Annotated in this window: 15 protein-coding genes; 8 read left to right on the top strand and 7 right to left on the bottom strand. The window is 64.3% G+C overall.

Features of this window, described 5'->3' with window-relative positions; genetic code table 11:
- Positions 1-162: 162 nt before the first annotated feature.
- Positions 163-1,656, bottom strand: coding sequence for a CoA-acylating methylmalonate-semialdehyde dehydrogenase (locus B4I46_RS20915; protein WP_043860970.1), 1,494 nt, complete (start codon positions 1,654-1,656; stop codon positions 163-165).
- 62 nt (positions 1,657-1,718) lie between these two features.
- Entirely contained in the window at positions 1,719-3,065 is a 1,347-nt protein-coding gene (locus tag B4I46_RS20910; RefSeq protein WP_043860969.1) for an aspartate aminotransferase family protein, read from the bottom strand.
- A gap of 124 nt (positions 3,066-3,189) precedes the next feature.
- On the opposite strand from B4I46_RS20910, the gene B4I46_RS20905 reads away from it, so the two are divergent.
- The 5 genes from B4I46_RS20905 to B4I46_RS20885 all read left to right on the top strand — a co-directional run bounded on the left by B4I46_RS20905 (position 3,190) and on the right by B4I46_RS20885 (position 7,980).
- Entirely contained in the window at positions 3,190-4,107 is a 918-nt protein-coding gene (locus B4I46_RS20905) for a LysR family transcriptional regulator (RefSeq protein ID WP_043860968.1), read from the top strand.
- Positions 4,108-4,207: 100 nt separating this feature from the next.
- Positions 4,208-4,867, top strand: coding sequence for a TetR/AcrR family transcriptional regulator (locus B4I46_RS20900; RefSeq protein ID WP_043860967.1), 660 nt, complete (start codon positions 4,208-4,210; stop codon positions 4,865-4,867).
- Positions 4,868-4,876: 9 nt separating this feature from the next.
- Entirely contained in the window at positions 4,877-5,461 is a 585-nt protein-coding gene (locus tag B4I46_RS20895; protein ID WP_043860966.1) for an IMPACT family protein, read from the top strand.
- A 361-nt stretch (positions 5,462-5,822) separates the two neighbouring features.
- Positions 5,823-6,509, top strand: coding sequence for an SDR family oxidoreductase (locus tag B4I46_RS20890; protein WP_043860965.1), 687 nt, complete (start codon positions 5,823-5,825; stop codon positions 6,507-6,509).
- 115 nt (positions 6,510-6,624) lie between these two features.
- Positions 6,625-7,980, top strand: a complete 1,356-nt coding sequence (locus B4I46_RS20885) for an 8-oxoguanine deaminase (RefSeq protein WP_078481571.1) — start codon at positions 6,625-6,627, stop codon at positions 7,978-7,980.
- A gap of 4 nt (positions 7,981-7,984) precedes the next feature.
- On the opposite strand, the gene B4I46_RS20880 is transcribed toward B4I46_RS20885, so the two are convergent.
- Positions 7,985-9,070 (bottom strand): calcium:proton antiporter, encoded by a 1,086-nt coding sequence (locus B4I46_RS20880; RefSeq protein WP_286901661.1) that lies wholly within the window; start codon positions 9,068-9,070, stop codon positions 7,985-7,987.
- A gap of 146 nt (positions 9,071-9,216) precedes the next feature.
- Here B4I46_RS20880 and B4I46_RS20875 point away from each other — a divergent pair, with 146 nt between their 5' ends.
- Complete coding sequence (locus B4I46_RS20875; protein ID WP_054916632.1) at positions 9,217-10,170, top strand: adenosine deaminase; 954 nt, start codon at positions 9,217-9,219, stop codon at positions 10,168-10,170.
- A 58-nt stretch (positions 10,171-10,228) separates the two neighbouring features.
- Here the strand turns inward: B4I46_RS20875 and B4I46_RS20870 are convergent, their stop codons facing one another.
- Positions 10,229-10,957, bottom strand: coding sequence for an ArsR/SmtB family transcription factor (locus B4I46_RS20870; protein ID WP_043860961.1), 729 nt, complete (start codon positions 10,955-10,957; stop codon positions 10,229-10,231).
- A gap of 356 nt (positions 10,958-11,313) precedes the next feature.
- The gene (locus B4I46_RS20865) at positions 11,314-12,234 is read right to left on the bottom strand and encodes a LysR family transcriptional regulator (RefSeq protein WP_286901660.1); all 921 of its coding nucleotides are present in this window, start codon (positions 12,232-12,234) and stop codon (positions 11,314-11,316) included.
- Between the two features lie 111 nt (positions 12,235-12,345).
- On the opposite strand from B4I46_RS20865, the gene B4I46_RS20860 reads away from it, so the two are divergent.
- Both B4I46_RS20860 and B4I46_RS20855 read left to right on the top strand, forming a co-directional pair.
- On the top strand, positions 12,346-13,359 hold the full coding sequence (locus B4I46_RS20860) for a zinc-binding alcohol dehydrogenase family protein (protein WP_043860959.1): 1,014 nt from the start codon (positions 12,346-12,348) through the stop codon (positions 13,357-13,359).
- Between the two features lie 114 nt (positions 13,360-13,473).
- Positions 13,474-13,638: a sensor domain-containing protein gene (locus tag B4I46_RS20855; RefSeq protein WP_116052671.1), complete on the top strand. Its 165-nt coding sequence runs from the start codon at positions 13,474-13,476 to the stop codon at positions 13,636-13,638.
- On the opposite strand, the gene B4I46_RS20850 is transcribed toward B4I46_RS20855, so the two are convergent.
- Positions 13,622-14,803, bottom strand: a complete 1,182-nt coding sequence (locus tag B4I46_RS20850) for a multidrug effflux MFS transporter (RefSeq protein WP_275730272.1) — start codon at positions 14,801-14,803, stop codon at positions 13,622-13,624. The genes B4I46_RS20855 and B4I46_RS20850 overlap by 17 nt on opposite strands.
- A 252-nt stretch (positions 14,804-15,055) precedes the next feature.
- Positions 15,056-15,256, bottom strand: coding sequence for a heavy-metal-associated domain-containing protein (locus B4I46_RS20845; protein ID WP_043860957.1), 201 nt, complete (start codon positions 15,254-15,256; stop codon positions 15,056-15,058).
- Positions 15,257-15,261: the final 5 nt, after the last annotated feature.

Genomic DNA, 15,261 nt, shown 5'->3' with positions numbered 1-15,261 from the left:
TATTCAAGGAGTTTTTCGTTCCTGCTACGCTGGAAGTGGGGCGAAGTATAAAGACTTCTGGAAACCCGTCAAGCGCTATTCGCAATAAATCTGTCACATCGGTCAAAAACGCTGAAAAACAAAAGAGGGAGGCCTTGCGGCCTCCCTCCTTTCAGCCCGACCTCAAAGGCTTGGGAATGCGAACTGCGATGCTTCATGGCTGGCGCGCTGCGGCCAACGCTGGGTGATCGCCTTGCGCCGGGTATAGAAGCGCACGCCATCCGGGCCGTAGGCATGCAGGTCGCCAAACAGCGAGCGCTTCCAGCCACCGAAGCTGTGATAGGCCACCGGCACCGGCAACGGAACGTTGACCCCCACCATGCCCACTTCGATCTCGTCGCAGAACAGACGCGCCGCTTCCCCATCACGGGTGAAGATGCAGGTGCCGTTGCCGTATTCATGATCGTTGATCAACTGCATGGCCTGCTCGAGGCTGTTCACCCGTACCACACACAGCACCGGGCCGAAGATCTCTTCCTTATAGATACGCATCTCGGGGCTGACCCGATCGAACAGCGTACCGCCCACGAAGTAACCTTGCTCATGCCCCGCAACACTGTAGCCGCGGCCGTCCACCACCAATTCGGCACCGGCGGCCAGGCCGTCATCGATATAGCCAACCACCTTGTCGCGCGCAGCCGCAGTCACCAGCGGCCCCATGTCCAGGCCGCAACTGGTACCGGCACCGATCTTCAGCGCCTTGATCTGCGGCACCAGCTTGGCCACCAGTGCATCGGCTACCTGGTCACCCACGCACACCGCTACCGAGATTGCCATGCAGCGTTCACCGCACGAACCGTACGCCGCGCCCATCAGTGCGCTGACCGCGTTGTCCAGGTCGGCATCGGGCATCAGCACCGCGTGGTTCTTCGCACCACCCAGCGCCTGCACACGCTTGCCACGACGAGTGCCCTCGGCATAGATGTACTCGGCAATCGGCGTGGAGCCCACAAAGCTCAGCGCCTTGACCTCTGGGGCTTCGATCAGCGCGTCCACCGCCACCTTGTCGCCATGCACCACGTTCAGCACGCCCTTGGGCAAGCCGGCTTCCAGCAACAGCTGGGCAATGAACAGCGACGAGCTCGGATCGCGCTCGGACGGTTTGAGAATGAAGCAGTTGCCACAGGCAATCGCCAGCGGGTACATCCACAGCGGCACCATGGCCGGGAAGTTGAACGGGGTGATCCCCGCAACGATGCCCAGCGGCTGGAAGTCGGACCATGCATCGATGTTCGGGCCCACGTTGCGGCTGTATTCGCCTTTGAGCACTTCGGGGGCAGCGCAGGCAAACTCGACGTTCTCGATACCGCGCTTGAGTTCACCCGCCGCATCCTCGAGGGTCTTGCCATGCTCTTCGCTGATCATCTGCGCAATGCGCGACTCGTTCTGCTCAAGCAGTTGCTTGAAGCGAAACATCACCTGGGCCCGCTTGGCCGGCGGGGTATTGCGCCAGGCCGGGAATGCCGACTTGGCCGAATCGATGGCCTGCTGCACGGTTTCCCGGCTGGCCAGCGCCACCTTGCGTACCGCCTGGCCGGTGGACGGGTTGAACACATCGGCGGTGCGCTCACCGCTTGAAACCATTTCACCGTGGATCAGATGCTGAACAATGCTCATGCAGAACTCCAGAAAGGGGGTTCAGGCGCGGCACCGCGCGCCTGCTTATATAAAGAGAGGGATCAGCCGACCTGGTTGATCGCTTCGCCCACCGCATCGAACAGGCGATCCAGTTCTTGCGGGGTGGTGTTGAAAGTCGGGCCGAACTGCAGGGTGTCGCCGCCGTAGCGAACATAGAAGCCGGCGTTCCACAGCTTCATGGCGATCTCGAACGGACGCACGATGGCATCCCCGTCCCGCGCGGCAATCTGGATGGCACCGGCCAGGCCGTAGTTGCGAATGTCGACGATGTTCTTCGCGCCCTTGACTCCGTGCAGCACACGTTCGAAATGCGGTGCCAGGTCGGCAGCCGACTGCACCAGGTTCTCCTTCTCCAGCAGGTCGAGTGCAGCCAGGCCGGCAGCGCAGGCAACCGGGTGCGCGGAGTAGGTGTAGCCGTGCGGGAATTCGACCGCGTATTCCGGGGTCGGCTGGTTCATGAAGGTCTGGTAGATCTCGCTGCTGGCAATCACCGCGCCCATCGGGATGGCGCCGTTGGTAACCTGCTTGGCGATACACATCAGGTCGGGCGTCACACCAAAGGCGTCGGCACCGAACATGGCACCCATACGGCCAAAACCGGTGATCACTTCGTCGAAGATCAGCAGAATGTTGTGCTGGTCGCAGATCTCGCGCAGGCGCTTGAGGTAGCCCTTGGGCGGTGGCAGTACACCGGCGGAGCCGGCCAGCGGCTCGACGATCAGTGCCGCGATGTTCGACGCATCGTGCAGCTCGATCAGCTTGAGCATCTCGTCGGCCAGGGCGATACCGCCCTCCTCCGGCATCCCCTTGCTGAATGCGTTGCCCGGCAGCAGGGTGTGCGGGATATGGTCCACATCCAGCAACTGGCCGAACATCTTGCGGTTGCCGTTGACGCCGCCCAGGCTGGTGCCGGCGATGTTCACGCCGTGGTAGCCACGGGCACGGCCGATCAGCTTGGTCTTGGTCGCCTGGCCTTTGAGGCGCCAGTAGGCACGCACCATCTTCAGCGCGGTATCGGCGCATTCGGAACCGGAGTTGGTATAGAAGACGTGGTTCAGGTTGCCCGGGGTCAGGTCGGTGATCTTCTCGGCCAGCTGGAACGACAGCGGGTGGCCGAACTGGAAGGCCGGCGAATAATCCAGCACACCCAGCTGACGCGACACCGCTTCCTGAATCTGCTTGCGGGTATGCCCGGCGCCGCAGGTCCACAGCCCCGACAGCGCATCATAGATCTTGCGCCCCTTGTCATCCGTCAGGTAGCTGCCTTCGGCGGCGACGATCAGGCGCGGGTCGCGCTGAAAGTTGCGGTTGGCGGTATAGGGCATCCAGTGCGCATCCAGCTTGAGCTGGCTGGCAAGGCCGAGGGGAGCGTTTTCAGGCAGATTCATGGGACAAACCTCGCAAGGCAATGAGCAACATGAGGGAGGCAAACGTTGTTGCAGCTAAGTTGTCACGGGGATAAAGTCTGAAAAAGCCTACTTTTCTAATCTTCAGTTAGCTGGACACTAAACTATGAGCCGTCGCCCGGAGCCGCTTGCGCAGGTCAGTGATTTCGACATCCGCCTGTTGAAAATCTACCGCAGCGTGGTGGAATGCGGCGGCTTCTCCGCAGCCGAGAACGTGCTGGGCATCGGCCGCTCGGCCATCAGCCAGCAGATGAGCGACCTGGAGCAACGCCTGGGCCTGCGCCTGTGCCAGCGTGGCCGTGCCGGGTTCTCGCTGACCGAAGAGGGCCGCGAGGTGTACCAGAGCGCCCTGCAACTGCTCGGCGCGCTGGAAAGCTTTCGCACCGAGGTCAACGGCCTGCACCAGCACTTGCGCGGCGAGCTGAACATCGGCCTCACCGACAACCTGGTGACCCTGCCGCACATGCGCATCACCCATGCCCTGGCGCAGCTCAAGGACCGGGGGCCGGAGGTACGCATCCAGATCCGCATGATCGCTCCCAGCCAGGTCGAACAGGGCGTGCTCGACGGCAGCCTGCACGTCGGCGTGGTCCCCCAGACCAGCCCGCTGTCGGGGCTCGAGTACCAGCCACTGTACAGTGAGCGCTCACTGCTCTATTGCGCGGTCGGGCACCCGCTGTTCTATGCCGATGACCGCCAGCTGGACGACGACCGCCTCAACAGCCAGGACGCGATCGCCCCCACCTTCCGCCTGCCGGCCGAGATCCAGGCCCAGTATCAGGACCTGCACTGCACCGCCAGCGCCTCGGACCGCGAAGGCATGGCGTTCCTGATTCTTACCGGGCGCTACATCGGCTACCTGCCCGACCACTACGCCAACGCCTGGGTACAGCAGGGGCGCCTGCGCGCCCTCAAACCCGACGAACGCTTCTATGACCTGAGCCTGTGCTGGGTTACCCGCAAGGGACGGCGCCCGCACCTGGTGCTCGAGAGCTTCCTGGACAGCCTGGCGGCCACCCGCTGATGCGGTTTATCGGCTTTTTCGCCGATGAGCGCTTGCCCGCCTGCCACGGCTGGGTTATCAGTGCATGTGCCACACTACCCCGCTCTGTCCGGAATCGCCCATGACCTTCGAAGTCCCCGCACACCGCCTCCAGGCTGCCAGGCCTGCCGGCCGTATCCGCCAGAAGAACGAGCAGGCCATCATCCAGGCTGCCGAAGACGAGTTCGCCCGTCACGGCTTCAAGGGCACCAGCATGAACACCATCGCGCTGAACGCCGGGCTGCCCAAGGCCAACCTGCACTATTACTTCACCAACAAGCTGGGCCTGTACGTGGCGGTGCTGAGCAACATCATCGAGTTGTGGGACAGCACCTTCAACACCCTGAGTGCCGACGACGACCCGGCCGAGGCGCTGAGCCGCTACATTCGCGCCAAGATGGAATTCTCGCGGCGCAACCCGCAGGCCTCGCGGATCTTCGCCATGGAGATCATCAGCGGCGGCCAGTGCCTGACCGACTACTTCAGCCAGGACTACCGCGACTGGTTCAAGGGCCGGGCCGCCGTGTTCGAAAGCTGGATGAATGCCGGCAAGATGGACCGCCTCGACCCGGTCCACCTGATCTTCCTGCTCTGGGGCAGCACCCAGCACTATGCCGACTTCTCCACACAGATCTGCCAGGTAACCGGCCGCAGCCGCCTGACCAAGCAGGACATGGAAGACGCCAGCAATAACCTTATCCACATCATCCTCAAAGGCTGTGGCCTGACCCCACCGAACTGAACCCTGCTTATGCCTTTTACCCTGTTGGACACTTGCGAGTTTCGCGAAGAGATCCGCAAGAGCCGCTTCATCACCCTGGCCGGCCCCATCAGCAGCCCGGCCGAGGCCCAGGCCTTCATCGAACGGCACAGCGACCTGGCCGCCACCCACAACTGCTGGGCCTGGAAACTGGGGGCGCAGTACCGCAGCAGCGACGACGGCGAACCCGGCGGTACGGCCGGGCGCCCGATCCTGGCGGCCATCGAGGCGCAGGACTGCGACCAGGTAGTGGTGCTGGTGATTCGCTGGTACGGCGGCATTCAGCTGGGCACCGGTGGCCTGGCCCGGGCCTATGGCGGTGGCGCCAACAAGTGCCTGCAACAGGCCGAAAAGCGCCTGCTGGTAAGCCGTGTTGAGCTGCACTGCAGTTGCGCATTCAGCGAACTGGCCCTGCTCAAGCTACGCGTCGCCGAAGCCGACGGCCTGGTGATGGACGAGCAGTTCACCGCCAACGGTGTCGACCTGTTGCTGGCGCTTGGCGAGGAGCAGATCGAACCGGTGCAACGACAACTGGCCGACCTGAGCCGCGGGCGCATTCTGCTCGAACGGCGCTGACACTTGCCCACATCCACTGTGGGCCCGGCTGTGGATAACCTCTTAGCACTCGGCTGCAGCCCTTCTGGATCAAGGCTCGCAGAGAAACGATCATATTTTGATCAAGATTTGATGACAGGCCATCAAGCGGCGTCGAATCAGTGACTTATCCCCAGCCAGGTGTCCTCGAGGGCCGGCTCCATGGCCACAAAACCGTGCCTGGCGCTTGCGCACAAATACTGTGGAGCAAGCTGTGGATAAACCGTGAGCGCCTGCGCCAAAGGCCTGCCGGCCAATGCTCAGCGTCGATTGATCATTTTATGAGCAGCCTCCAGGCCATGCTACGCTGCGTATCCTCTGCCCACCTGTACGGAGTTATCCCATGACCGCCCCCAAAACCGCACTGATCATTGGCGCATCCCGTGGCCTGGGCCTTGGCCTTGTGCAGCGCCTGCGCGAGCAGGGCTGGAACGTGACCGCCACCGTTCGGGACCCTGCCAGGGCCCCTGCGCTGGCCGCGGTGCCCGGCGTACAGGTCGAGACCCTGGAAATGAACAGCACCGATCAGCTCGATGCACTGCAGGCGCGCCTCAAGGGTCAGACCTTCGACCTGCTGTTCGTCAATGCGGGGGTCAAGGGCCCTGATGACCAGAACCCGGAGCGGGTACAACTGGCGGATATCGGCGAACTGTTCATGACCAACAGCGTCGCGCCGATTCGCGTGGCGCAGCGCTTGAGCCCGCAGCTCAACGACAAGGGTGGGGTGATCGCCTTCATGAGCTCGGTGCTGGGCAGCGTGAGCATCCCCGACGCGCCCGACCTGGCCCTGTACAAGGCCAGCAAGGCTGCGCTCAATTCCATGATCAACAGCTTCGTCGTGCAGCTGGGCGACACCGGCCTGACCGTGCTGGCCATGCACCCGGGCTGGGTCCAGACCGACATGGGCGGCGAAGGCGCTGAAATCGACGTGCCTACCAGCACCGGCGGGATGGTTGAACAGGTCACCCTCAACAGCGGCAAGGGTGGCCTGCATTTCATCAACTACAAGGGCGAAAAACTGATCTGGTGATCTGACGCGCGGTGGGTGTAGACTCGGCCCTTCGCCCACCGCGGCGGACCTGGATCAGCAGACAGGGCAACACTGAGCTGGCTAACCTGAACCCACTTTCAGAGGAGCCGGCACCATGCCTGCGACCCGTATCTGGTTGAAAAACCCGCTTGCCATCTTTACCGCCAACACCCTCGACGCCCGTGGCGGCCTGGTGCTCGAAGGCGGCATCATCCGCGAAGTCCTCGGCCTCGGCCAAACCCCCGCCACACCTTGCCAGCAAACCTTCGATGCCCGTGAGCACGTGGTACTGCCAGGCCTGATCAACACCCATCACCACTTCTACCAGACCCTTACCCGTGCCTGGGCTCCGGTGGTCAACCAGCCGCTGTTCCCCTGGCTCAAGACGCTGTACCCGGTGTGGGCCCGGCTCACCCCGGCCAAGCTGGAGCTGGCGACCCAGGTAGCCCTGGCCGAACTGCTGCTGTCGGGCTGCACCACCGCTGCCGACCACCACTACCTGTTCCCCGACGGCCTGGAAAACGCCATCGACGTGCAAGTGGAGAGTGTGCGCAAACTCGGCATGCGCGCCATGCTCACCCGCGGTTCCATGAGCCTGGGTGAAGCCGATGGTGGCCTGCCACCGCAGCAGACGGTGCAGCAGGGTGAGGTCATCCTGGCCGACAGCCAACGACTTATCCACAGTTACCACGAGCGTGACGCGGGCGCGCAGATCCAGATCGCCCTGGCCCCCTGCTCACCGTTCTCGGTCACGCCCGAAATCATGCGCGCCAGCGCGACCCTGGCCCAAGAGCTGGACGTGCGCCTGCACACGCACCTGGCCGAAACCCTCGACGAGGAAGACTTCTGCCTGCAGCGCTTTGGCCTGCGTACCGTCGACTATCTGGACAGTGTCGGCTGGCTCGGCCCGCGCACCTGGCTGGCCCACGGCATCCACTTCAACCCCGACGAGATTGCCCGCCTGGGCGCTGCCGGCACCGGCATCTGCCATTGCCCCAGCTCCAACATGCGCCTGGCATCGGGCATCTGCCCCACCGTGGATCTGACCGACGCGGGTGCGCCAGTGGGCCTGGGTGTGGATGGCTCGGCCTCCAACGATGCGTCCAACATGATCCTCGAAACCCGCCAGGCCCTGTACCTGCAGCGCCTGCGCTACGGTGCCGAGGCCATCACCCCCGAGCGCGTGCTGGGCTGGGCCACGCGAGGTTCGGCGCAACTGCTTGGGCGCGACGACATCGGCGAGCTGGCCGTGGGCAAGCAGGCCGACCTGGCCCTGTTCAAGCTGGATGAACTGCGTTTTTCCGGCAGCCATGATCCGCTCTCGGCCCTGCTGCTGTGCGGTGCCGACCGGGCCGACCGGGTGATGGTCGGCGGCCGGTGGCGAGTGATCGATGGCCAGATCGAAGGGCTGGACGTGAAGGGCCTGATCGCCGATCACCGCCAGGCCGCCGCGCAACTGATCGCCGGCTAGGCAGCTACAGGCCCAGCAGCGCCAGCATGATGAACGTGGCGAACAGCACGAAGTGGGTCATGCCCTCGATCGCGTTGGTTTCGCCATCGTTCAGGTTGATGGCGCTGACGATCAGCGTGATGAAGATCATCACCGTCTGCACCGGGGTCATGGCCATCTGGAACGGCTGACCGGTGTACAGGGCCATGGCCTCCATCAGCGGCACGGTGAGGATCACCGTCGACAGCGAGGCTCCCAGGGCGATGTTGACCACCGATTGCATGCGGTTGGCCAGCGCCGCGCGCAATGCGGTGAGAATCTCCGGCGCGGCAGAGATGGCCGCCACCACGATTGCCGTCAGTACCGGCGGTGCTCCGCTGCCCTCCAGGCCATAGTCCAGGGTCTTGGACATGACTTCGGCCAGCAGGCCGATCACCACCACCCCCGAAATCAGAATCGCGATCGATCGCGCCTTGTGGCCGCCCGGCGTACCTGCCACCGGGTCGCGGCGCTTCTTCTGCGGGTAGCTGTAGCTGAAAAAGTAGCTGTGCGGCCCCACCTGCATGCGCAGAAACAGCGTATACAGCACCACCATCGCGCCGATGGTGAAGGCCGAATACAGATGCCACTGGGCTTCGGGGATGAACTCGGGCACCACCATCGACACGCCCATCGCGGTCATGATCATCACGCTGTAGGTGCGTGCCGAATCGTCGTTGTAGCTCTGCTCGCCGTGCTTGAGCCCGCCCATCAACGCGGCCAGGCCCAGGATCCCGTTGATATCGAGCATCACCGCCGAGTAGATGGTGTCGCGCACCAGCGTCGGCGAGGCCTCATTGCTCATCATGATGGCCAGGATCACCACCTCCACCAAGACCGCCGACAGGGTCAGGATCATGGTGCCGTAGGGGTCGCCGACCCTTTCCGCCAGCAGCTCGGCATGCTGTGCAACCCGCATCGAGGCGCACACGATCGCCCCCACCAGCGCGAACCCGGCCAACAACGCCACGCCATGGCCGTGCCCCAGCAACAACGGCTCCAATGGCCAGGCCAGCAGGGCGGTCACCACGGCCAGCAGCAAGAGCTTTTCCTGGGTCAGTAGCTTGAGCATCGGCGGCCTTGAACAGAAGGGGTGTGGCTAGAGACTGTAGCTGCTGTGGAAGGTTTCCTGCTGCCGGACCATCCGGCCAGGTTTCGCGCCGCCCCTCGTCAACCGCTGTAGAATGGCGCGCAACCGCACCTTGATGAGAACACGCTATGTACGACTGGCTTAACGCGCTGCCCAAGGCAGAATTGCACCTGCACCTGGAGGGATCGCTCGAGCCCGAACTGCTGTTCGCTCTGGCCGAACGCAATGGCATCGCCCTGCCCTGGAACGATGTGGAGGCCCTGCGCGCGGCCTATGCGTTCAACAACCTGCAGGAGTTCCTCGACCTGTACTACCAGGGCGCCGACGTGCTGCGCACCGAGCAGGACTTCTACGATCTTACCTGGGCCTACCTGCTGCGCTGCAAGGCACAGAACGTGATCCACACCGAACCGTTCTTCGACCCCCAGACCCATACCGACCGGGGCATCCCGTTCGAGGTGGTACTGGCCGGCATCAGCGCAGCCCTCAAGGATGGCCAGCGCAAGCTGGGCATCAGCAGTGGCCTGATCCTGAGCTTCCTGCGCCACCTGAGCGAAGATGAGGCCCACGCCACCCTCGATCAGGCCCTGCCCTTTCGCGATGCCTTCATCGCCGTGGGGCTGGACAGCTCGGAGCAAGGCCACCCGCCCAGCAAGTTCCAGCGCGTGTTCGACCGCGCCCGTAGCGAAGGCTTCCTGACCGTCGCGCACGCCGGCGAGGAAGGCCCGCCCGAGTACATCTGGGAAGCCCTGGACCTGCTCAAGATCCAGCGTATCGACCACGGCGTGCGCGCCATCGAGGACGAGCGCCTGATGCAGCGCATCATCGACGAACAGATCCCGCTGACCGTCTGCCCTCTGTCCAACACCAAGCTGTGCGTGTTCGACCACATGCGCGAACACAACATCCTCGAGATGCTCGAACGTGGCGTGAAGGTCACGGTGAACTCGGACGACCCAGCCTATTTCGGTGGCTACGTGACCGAGAACTTCCATGCCCTGCATACCCACCTCGGCATGACCCAGGACCAGGCCAGGCGTCTGGCGCAGAACAGCCTGGATGCGCGCCTGCTCAAGCCCTGACCTCTGCGCGGGCAGGTCGACCCATCACCGGTGGGTCGGCCTTGCCCGCCACCTGCGGCTACTCCCCCACCGCCAACGGCATGGGCGACTGTGCAATCAGCGGGATTTCACGCAACCCGGCGGGAGTGACGTGCAAGGCGCGCGAGTCACCGTTCATGCGCACCCAGCCCGACTGCACGAAAAGCCTGAGCAGGCTGCTGCCCAGAGCCCCGCCCAGGTGCGGGCGCTGCTCGCTCCACTCGCTGCAGCAACTGCACGCGCTGCAGGCTCTGCCCTCGCGCAGTGCCAATGCCTCGACGAAGATGCCAAAGTCGGCAAAGTGCAGGCGCCCCAGCGAGCTGACCTCCAACTGGCGGTCGCAGAGCTCCAGCCACTTGGCCTCCTGCAAGCGCTGGTAAAGGTCGGCCGCCAGCTCACCGCCCAGGTGGTCACGGCACAAGCGTGCGCGGCGCATCGCCAGCGGGATCCCCGGCGCCTCCCGGCTGACACGCACGCCCTGACGAAAATGCTCGCGCACCGGCACACTGGCCAGCGCCTCCACAGCGGCGCCCACCTCCGGGGCTGCCAGCCGAAAATACCGTTTGCGCCCGCGCGCCTCTATCTTCAGCAGCCCCCCTGCCAGCAGGCGCCCAAGGTGAGCGCAGGTGGAAGAAGGTGTCAGGCCGGTCATCCTGGCCAACTCGTCGGAGGGGCGGGCCAGACCGTCGATCAAGGCCCACAGCATGGCGCTGCGCTTGGGGTCAGCCAGCAGGCTGGCGATCACACTGATACTTGCTACAGGTTTCATATCTGCACTCCCTGCGGATTCCGAAGACGTAACTTGCCCGCCCCTGCAATGGAAACGTCTCTTGCTGGTAACGACTGCGGGGGCAAGTATATGCCGGCCTGTAAGCACTTAAACGGCCTCTATCTCCGGCAAAATTGCCCGTTTTGGGCAACCATGTGGCCTTCTGCAAAGGTCACTTTCGGGTGGCGGGCCTTCCGCCCCTGGCACCACAGCCGCATGGGGGCGGCTTTCCCTGCAGAGCGAGGGTTGCGCGCAAGGGCCGATGAGCGCGCAACGCCCTACATCCAAGGTAAACAAGTCACTCAACCTAAAATGAAATGTATGACCCTGATCCAGCGCCCGACAGCCGGCCCTGCCTAGCCGGTCATCGCCAGCAGCGGCTCCAGCAGGTGCCGGCATCTGGTCTTGAGTTCGTCGCGCAGCAACTGCACCGGCTTGCCGAGCTGCGCCCGGTGGGTGCACAGCAGATTCAGCGGCGCAGCTTCACCCCGCACCCCGGGCAGCAGCACTTCGAGGCGCCCGGCCTTCACATCGGCTGCCACATCCAGCCATGACTTGTAGGCAATGCCCACACCTGCCACGGCCCAGCGCCGTACCACGTCGGCGTCGTCGCAAAAGCGGTCGCCACGCACCAGCACCGTCTGTGTCGCGGCCCCGTCACTGAAGCGCCACTGGTCATGCACACGGCCACCCAACTGGTACAGCAGGCAGTTGTGCTCGGCCAGCTGTGCAACCGTCGCCGGTTGGCCATGGCGCGCCAGATAATCAGGTGCGGCGCACAGCACCCGGCGGTTGTCGGGGCACAGGGGCAACGCCACCAGGCTCGAGTCTTCGGGGGTTCCGTAGCGCAGCGCCACATCCACCGGCTGGCGAAACAGGTCGGCATTGCGATCGCCCAGCAGCAGGCGCACGTTCAGCAATGGGTGCGCCTGCTGCAACTGGTCCAACCAGGGCAGCAGCACATTGCGTCCGAAATCCGACGGTGCCGACAACTGCAGCACGCCGCTCACCTCGGCCTGGCCCTGAGCCAACGCCCGCCGTCCCTCCTCGAGGCTGGCCAAGGCTACCCGGGCGTGGTTGAGGAACCCCTCGCCTTCAGCGGTCAGGCGCAGACTGCGCGTCGAACGGGCCAGCAGGCGCACCTTCAATTGCGCCTCAAGGCGCTTGAGCGCTGCGCTCGCCACTGCCGGCGAAAGGTCGAGCTGGCGCGCAGCGGCCGACAGGCTGCCCAGTTCCGCGGCGCGCACGAACAGTTGCAGATCATCGGTACGCAGCACTTGTCGGCCTCATTATCAAAAAAAAATTGAAAGTATCTGCCGTTTTATCGGGTTTTAACCCCAAGTGAAAGCACTGATGATGGCGGCACTCCCCCCCTCAAGGACCTCTTCATGAAAGCCATTGCCTACTATCAATCGTTGCCGATCGCCGACCCCGCCGCGCTGCAGGACATCGAGCTGCCCGCCCCGCAGCCTGGCCCGCGCGACCTGCTGGTGCAGGTGCACGCCATCTCGGTCAACCCGGTCGACACCAAGGTGCGCCAGAATGTGCAGCCCGAGGCCGGCGTGGCCAAGGTGCTGGGGTGGGACGTTGCCGGTGTGGTCAAGGCGGTGGGCAGCGAGGTCAGCCTGTTCCAGCCTGGCGACAAGGTCTACTACGCAGGCTCCATCGCCCGCGCCGGGGGCAACAGCGAGCTGCACGTGGTCGACGAGCGCATCGTCGGGCACATGCCCCGAACCCTGGGTTTCGCCGAAGCCGCCGCATTGCCGCTGACCGCCATTACCGCCTGGGAGCTGCTGTTCGAACGCCTGCAGATCGCCGAAGGCAAGGCCGACCTGGGCCAGAGCCTGCTGATCGTCGGTGGCGCCGGCGGCGTCGGTTCGATCCTGACTCAACTGGCCAGCCAACTGACCGGGCTCAAGGTCATCGCCAGCGCTTCACGCCCCGAAACCCAGGCCTGGGTAAGGGAGCTGGGCGCCGATGTGGTAGTCGATCACCGTCAGCCCCTGGCCCAGGCCCTGAAGGCGCAGGGTATCGATAGCGTTACCCACGTTGCCAGCCTGACGCAGACCGACCAGCACCTGGACCAGCTGGTCGAGGCACTCGCCCCGCAGGGCAAGCTGGCGCTGATCGACGACCCCAAGCAGTTGGACGTGACCAAGCTCAAGCGCAAGAGCCTGTCGCTGCACTGGGAATTCATGTACACCCGCTCGCTGTTCGAAACCGCCGACATGCAGGCGCAGCACACGCTGCTCAACCGCGTGGCCGAGCTGATCGACGCAGGCACCCTCAAGACCACCCTGGGCGAGCATTTCGGCCCGATCAATGCAGCCAACCTGCGCCGGGCCCATGCGCTGCTCGAAAGCGGTGCAGCCAAGGGCAAGATCGTGCTGGAAGGGTTCTGAGCCCCTCCGGGCCCCGGCATGACCGTCAGTCAGTACACTGACGCCGGCCATGCCGGGGCCCGGTCGCGGCGCTACAATGCTGCTGCATTTACCCAACCACACAGGTAGGCAGCGATGAAGATTATCGTCAGTGCATCAGCCCGCAAACCCGGGTGCCCGTGGCAGGTTCAGCTCGACCAGCATGTGGTCAGCTTTCGCAGTGAGGCCGAGGCTCGCGCCTTTGTCGACACCCTGCAACAACGCTTGCGGGCCCCGCACCCGCTCAAGCAGGTCGGCTGAGCTGCAGGCGTCGGGTCAACATAGCCACGCCCACTGCCGCCGTACCGCACAGGCTGATGACCAGCGCCATCGGCAGCGCGCTGCCGTCATGCAGCACTCCCACCAGGGCAGCCGCACCCGCCGCCACGCTGAACTGCACGCACCCCAGCAACGCCGAGGCACTGCCGGCGCGGGCACCCTGCCCGCTCATGGCGCAGGCCGAGGCGTTGGGGATGATGCAGCCAAGGCTGGCAATGCACACGAACAGCGGCACCAGCAACGGCCACAGCGCCTGCGTATGCAGCGCGCTGATTCCCAGCAGCACCAGCCCGGCCGCCAGGTATACCCACACCGTGCGGGCCAGCAAAAAGGCAGGCCCACGCTTGGCCAGCAATCGCGCATTCACCTGCGCCACCAGGATGAAGCCCGCCGCATTGCTGCCGAACAGCCAGCCGTAATGTTCGGCCGGTACGCCATAAAGCTTGATGAACACGAAGGGCGAACCGGCGATATAGGCGAACATGCCGGCAATCGCGATGCCGCCGGTCAGTGCATGCCCCATGAACACGCGGTCCTTGAGCAGGCGCCCGTATTGGCGCAACGCCCCCGACAGCGGCTGGCGTGGTTGGCTGGAAGGCAGGCTCTCCGGCAGGCCCAGGGCAACAGCCAGCGTACAGCCGGCGCTGAACAGGGTGAGCACGAGGAAGATCGACTGCCAGCCATACAGGTTGACCAGCACCCCGCCCAGCATCGGGGCAAGGATCGGCGCCAGGCCCATCACCAGCATCAGTTGCGAGAACACCTTGGCCGAAGCCACTGCATCACACTTGTCGCTGACGATGGCCCGCGACAGCACCATGCCTGCGCAACCACCCAGGGCCTGTACAAAACGCGCGGCGATCAGGGCGTCCAGGCTCGGTGCAAAGGCACAGGCCAGCGACGCCAGGGTAAACAGGGTCACCCCGACCAGCAGCGGAATGCGTCGACCGAAGCGGTCGGCCACCGGGCCATAGGCCAGCTGCCCCAGCGACAGGCCTAGGAAATAGGCCGCCAGGGTGGTCTGGATGTGTTTTTCGTCGGTCGCAAAGGCCAGGGCCATTGCCGGGAAGCCGGGCAAGTAGAAATCGATCGCCAACGGCCCGAACGCACTGAGTGCGCCGAGGATCAGGATGGTGCGCAGGTTCATCGGGAATCCATAGCAGGCTAAGCAAGTGCCTTAGTCTAACCGGGCTGCCATGGATAAGCCGCGAATCTTTTGCCGAATTCGCTGGCACGTGCGCCCCTTGTTGGAGCCGGCCTTGCCGGCGATCGAGCGCGCAGCGCTCGCACACCGGAATGCACAGTGCAGCAGACACACCGCCCATGCAGGGTCGGTAGCCGCTTCGCGCCGGTTCGCCAGCAAGGCTGGCTCCTACAGGCGAAGCGGCTACCGGCTTGTTCAGGCCACAAGCTCGGCCTTGTAACCCTCATCGACAATCGCCTGCACGATCTGCGGCGCCTGCAGCGAACTGTCGACGCGCACCTGCTTGCTGGCCAGGTCCACCTCTACGATGGCCTGTGCATCCTGGCTCTGTACCGCACGGGTCACGGCCTTCACACAGTGGCCACAGGTCATGCCTTGAACAGTGAATACTTGCATGGGAA

It is taken from the genome of Pseudomonas sp. UBA7500, assembly GCF_002478435.1.
Classification (GTDB): domain Bacteria; phylum Pseudomonadota; class Gammaproteobacteria; order Pseudomonadales; family Pseudomonadaceae; genus Aquipseudomonas; species Aquipseudomonas palmensis.
The sequence above is the reverse complement of the archived record's forward strand: the minus strand, read 5'-3'. Positions and strand labels throughout refer to the sequence as shown.

Excerpts from the sequence above, each read along its gene's own strand:
- B4I46_RS20870 (WP_043860961.1), bottom strand. The coding sequence starts at position 10,957 with ATGAAACCTGTAGCAAGTATCAGTGTGATCGCCAGCCTGCTGGCTGAC.
- B4I46_RS20890 (WP_043860965.1), top strand. The coding sequence starts at position 5,823 with ATGACCGCCCCCAAAACCGCACTGATCATTGGCGCATCCCGTGGCCTG.
- B4I46_RS20885 (WP_078481571.1), top strand. The coding sequence starts at position 6,625 with ATGCCTGCGACCCGTATCTGGTTGAAAAACCCGCTTGCCATCTTTACC.
- B4I46_RS20900 (WP_043860967.1), top strand. The coding sequence starts at position 4,208 with ATGACCTTCGAAGTCCCCGCACACCGCCTCCAGGCTGCCAGGCCTGCC.
- B4I46_RS20910 (WP_043860969.1), bottom strand. The coding sequence starts at position 3,065 with ATGAATCTGCCTGAAAACGCTCCCCTCGGCCTTGCCAGCCAGCTCAAG.
- B4I46_RS20905 (WP_043860968.1), top strand. The coding sequence starts at position 3,190 with ATGAGCCGTCGCCCGGAGCCGCTTGCGCAGGTCAGTGATTTCGACATC.
- B4I46_RS20855 (WP_116052671.1), top strand. The coding sequence starts at position 13,474 with ATGAAGATTATCGTCAGTGCATCAGCCCGCAAACCCGGGTGCCCGTGG.
- B4I46_RS20915 (WP_043860970.1), bottom strand. The coding sequence starts at position 1,656 with ATGAGCATTGTTCAGCATCTGATCCACGGTGAAATGGTTTCAAGCGGT.
- B4I46_RS20860 (WP_043860959.1), top strand. The coding sequence starts at position 12,346 with ATGAAAGCCATTGCCTACTATCAATCGTTGCCGATCGCCGACCCCGCC.
- B4I46_RS20880 (WP_286901661.1), bottom strand. The coding sequence starts at position 9,070 with ATGCTCAAGCTACTGACCCAGGAAAAGCTCTTGCTGCTGGCCGTGGTG.
- B4I46_RS20895 (WP_043860966.1), top strand. The coding sequence starts at position 4,877 with ATGCCTTTTACCCTGTTGGACACTTGCGAGTTTCGCGAAGAGATCCGC.
- B4I46_RS20850 (WP_275730272.1), bottom strand. The coding sequence starts at position 14,803 with ATGAACCTGCGCACCATCCTGATCCTCGGCGCACTCAGTGCGTTCGGG.
- B4I46_RS20875 (WP_054916632.1), top strand. The coding sequence starts at position 9,217 with ATGTACGACTGGCTTAACGCGCTGCCCAAGGCAGAATTGCACCTGCAC.
- B4I46_RS20845 (WP_043860957.1), bottom strand. The coding sequence starts at position 15,256 with ATGCAAGTATTCACTGTTCAAGGCATGACCTGTGGCCACTGTGTGAAG.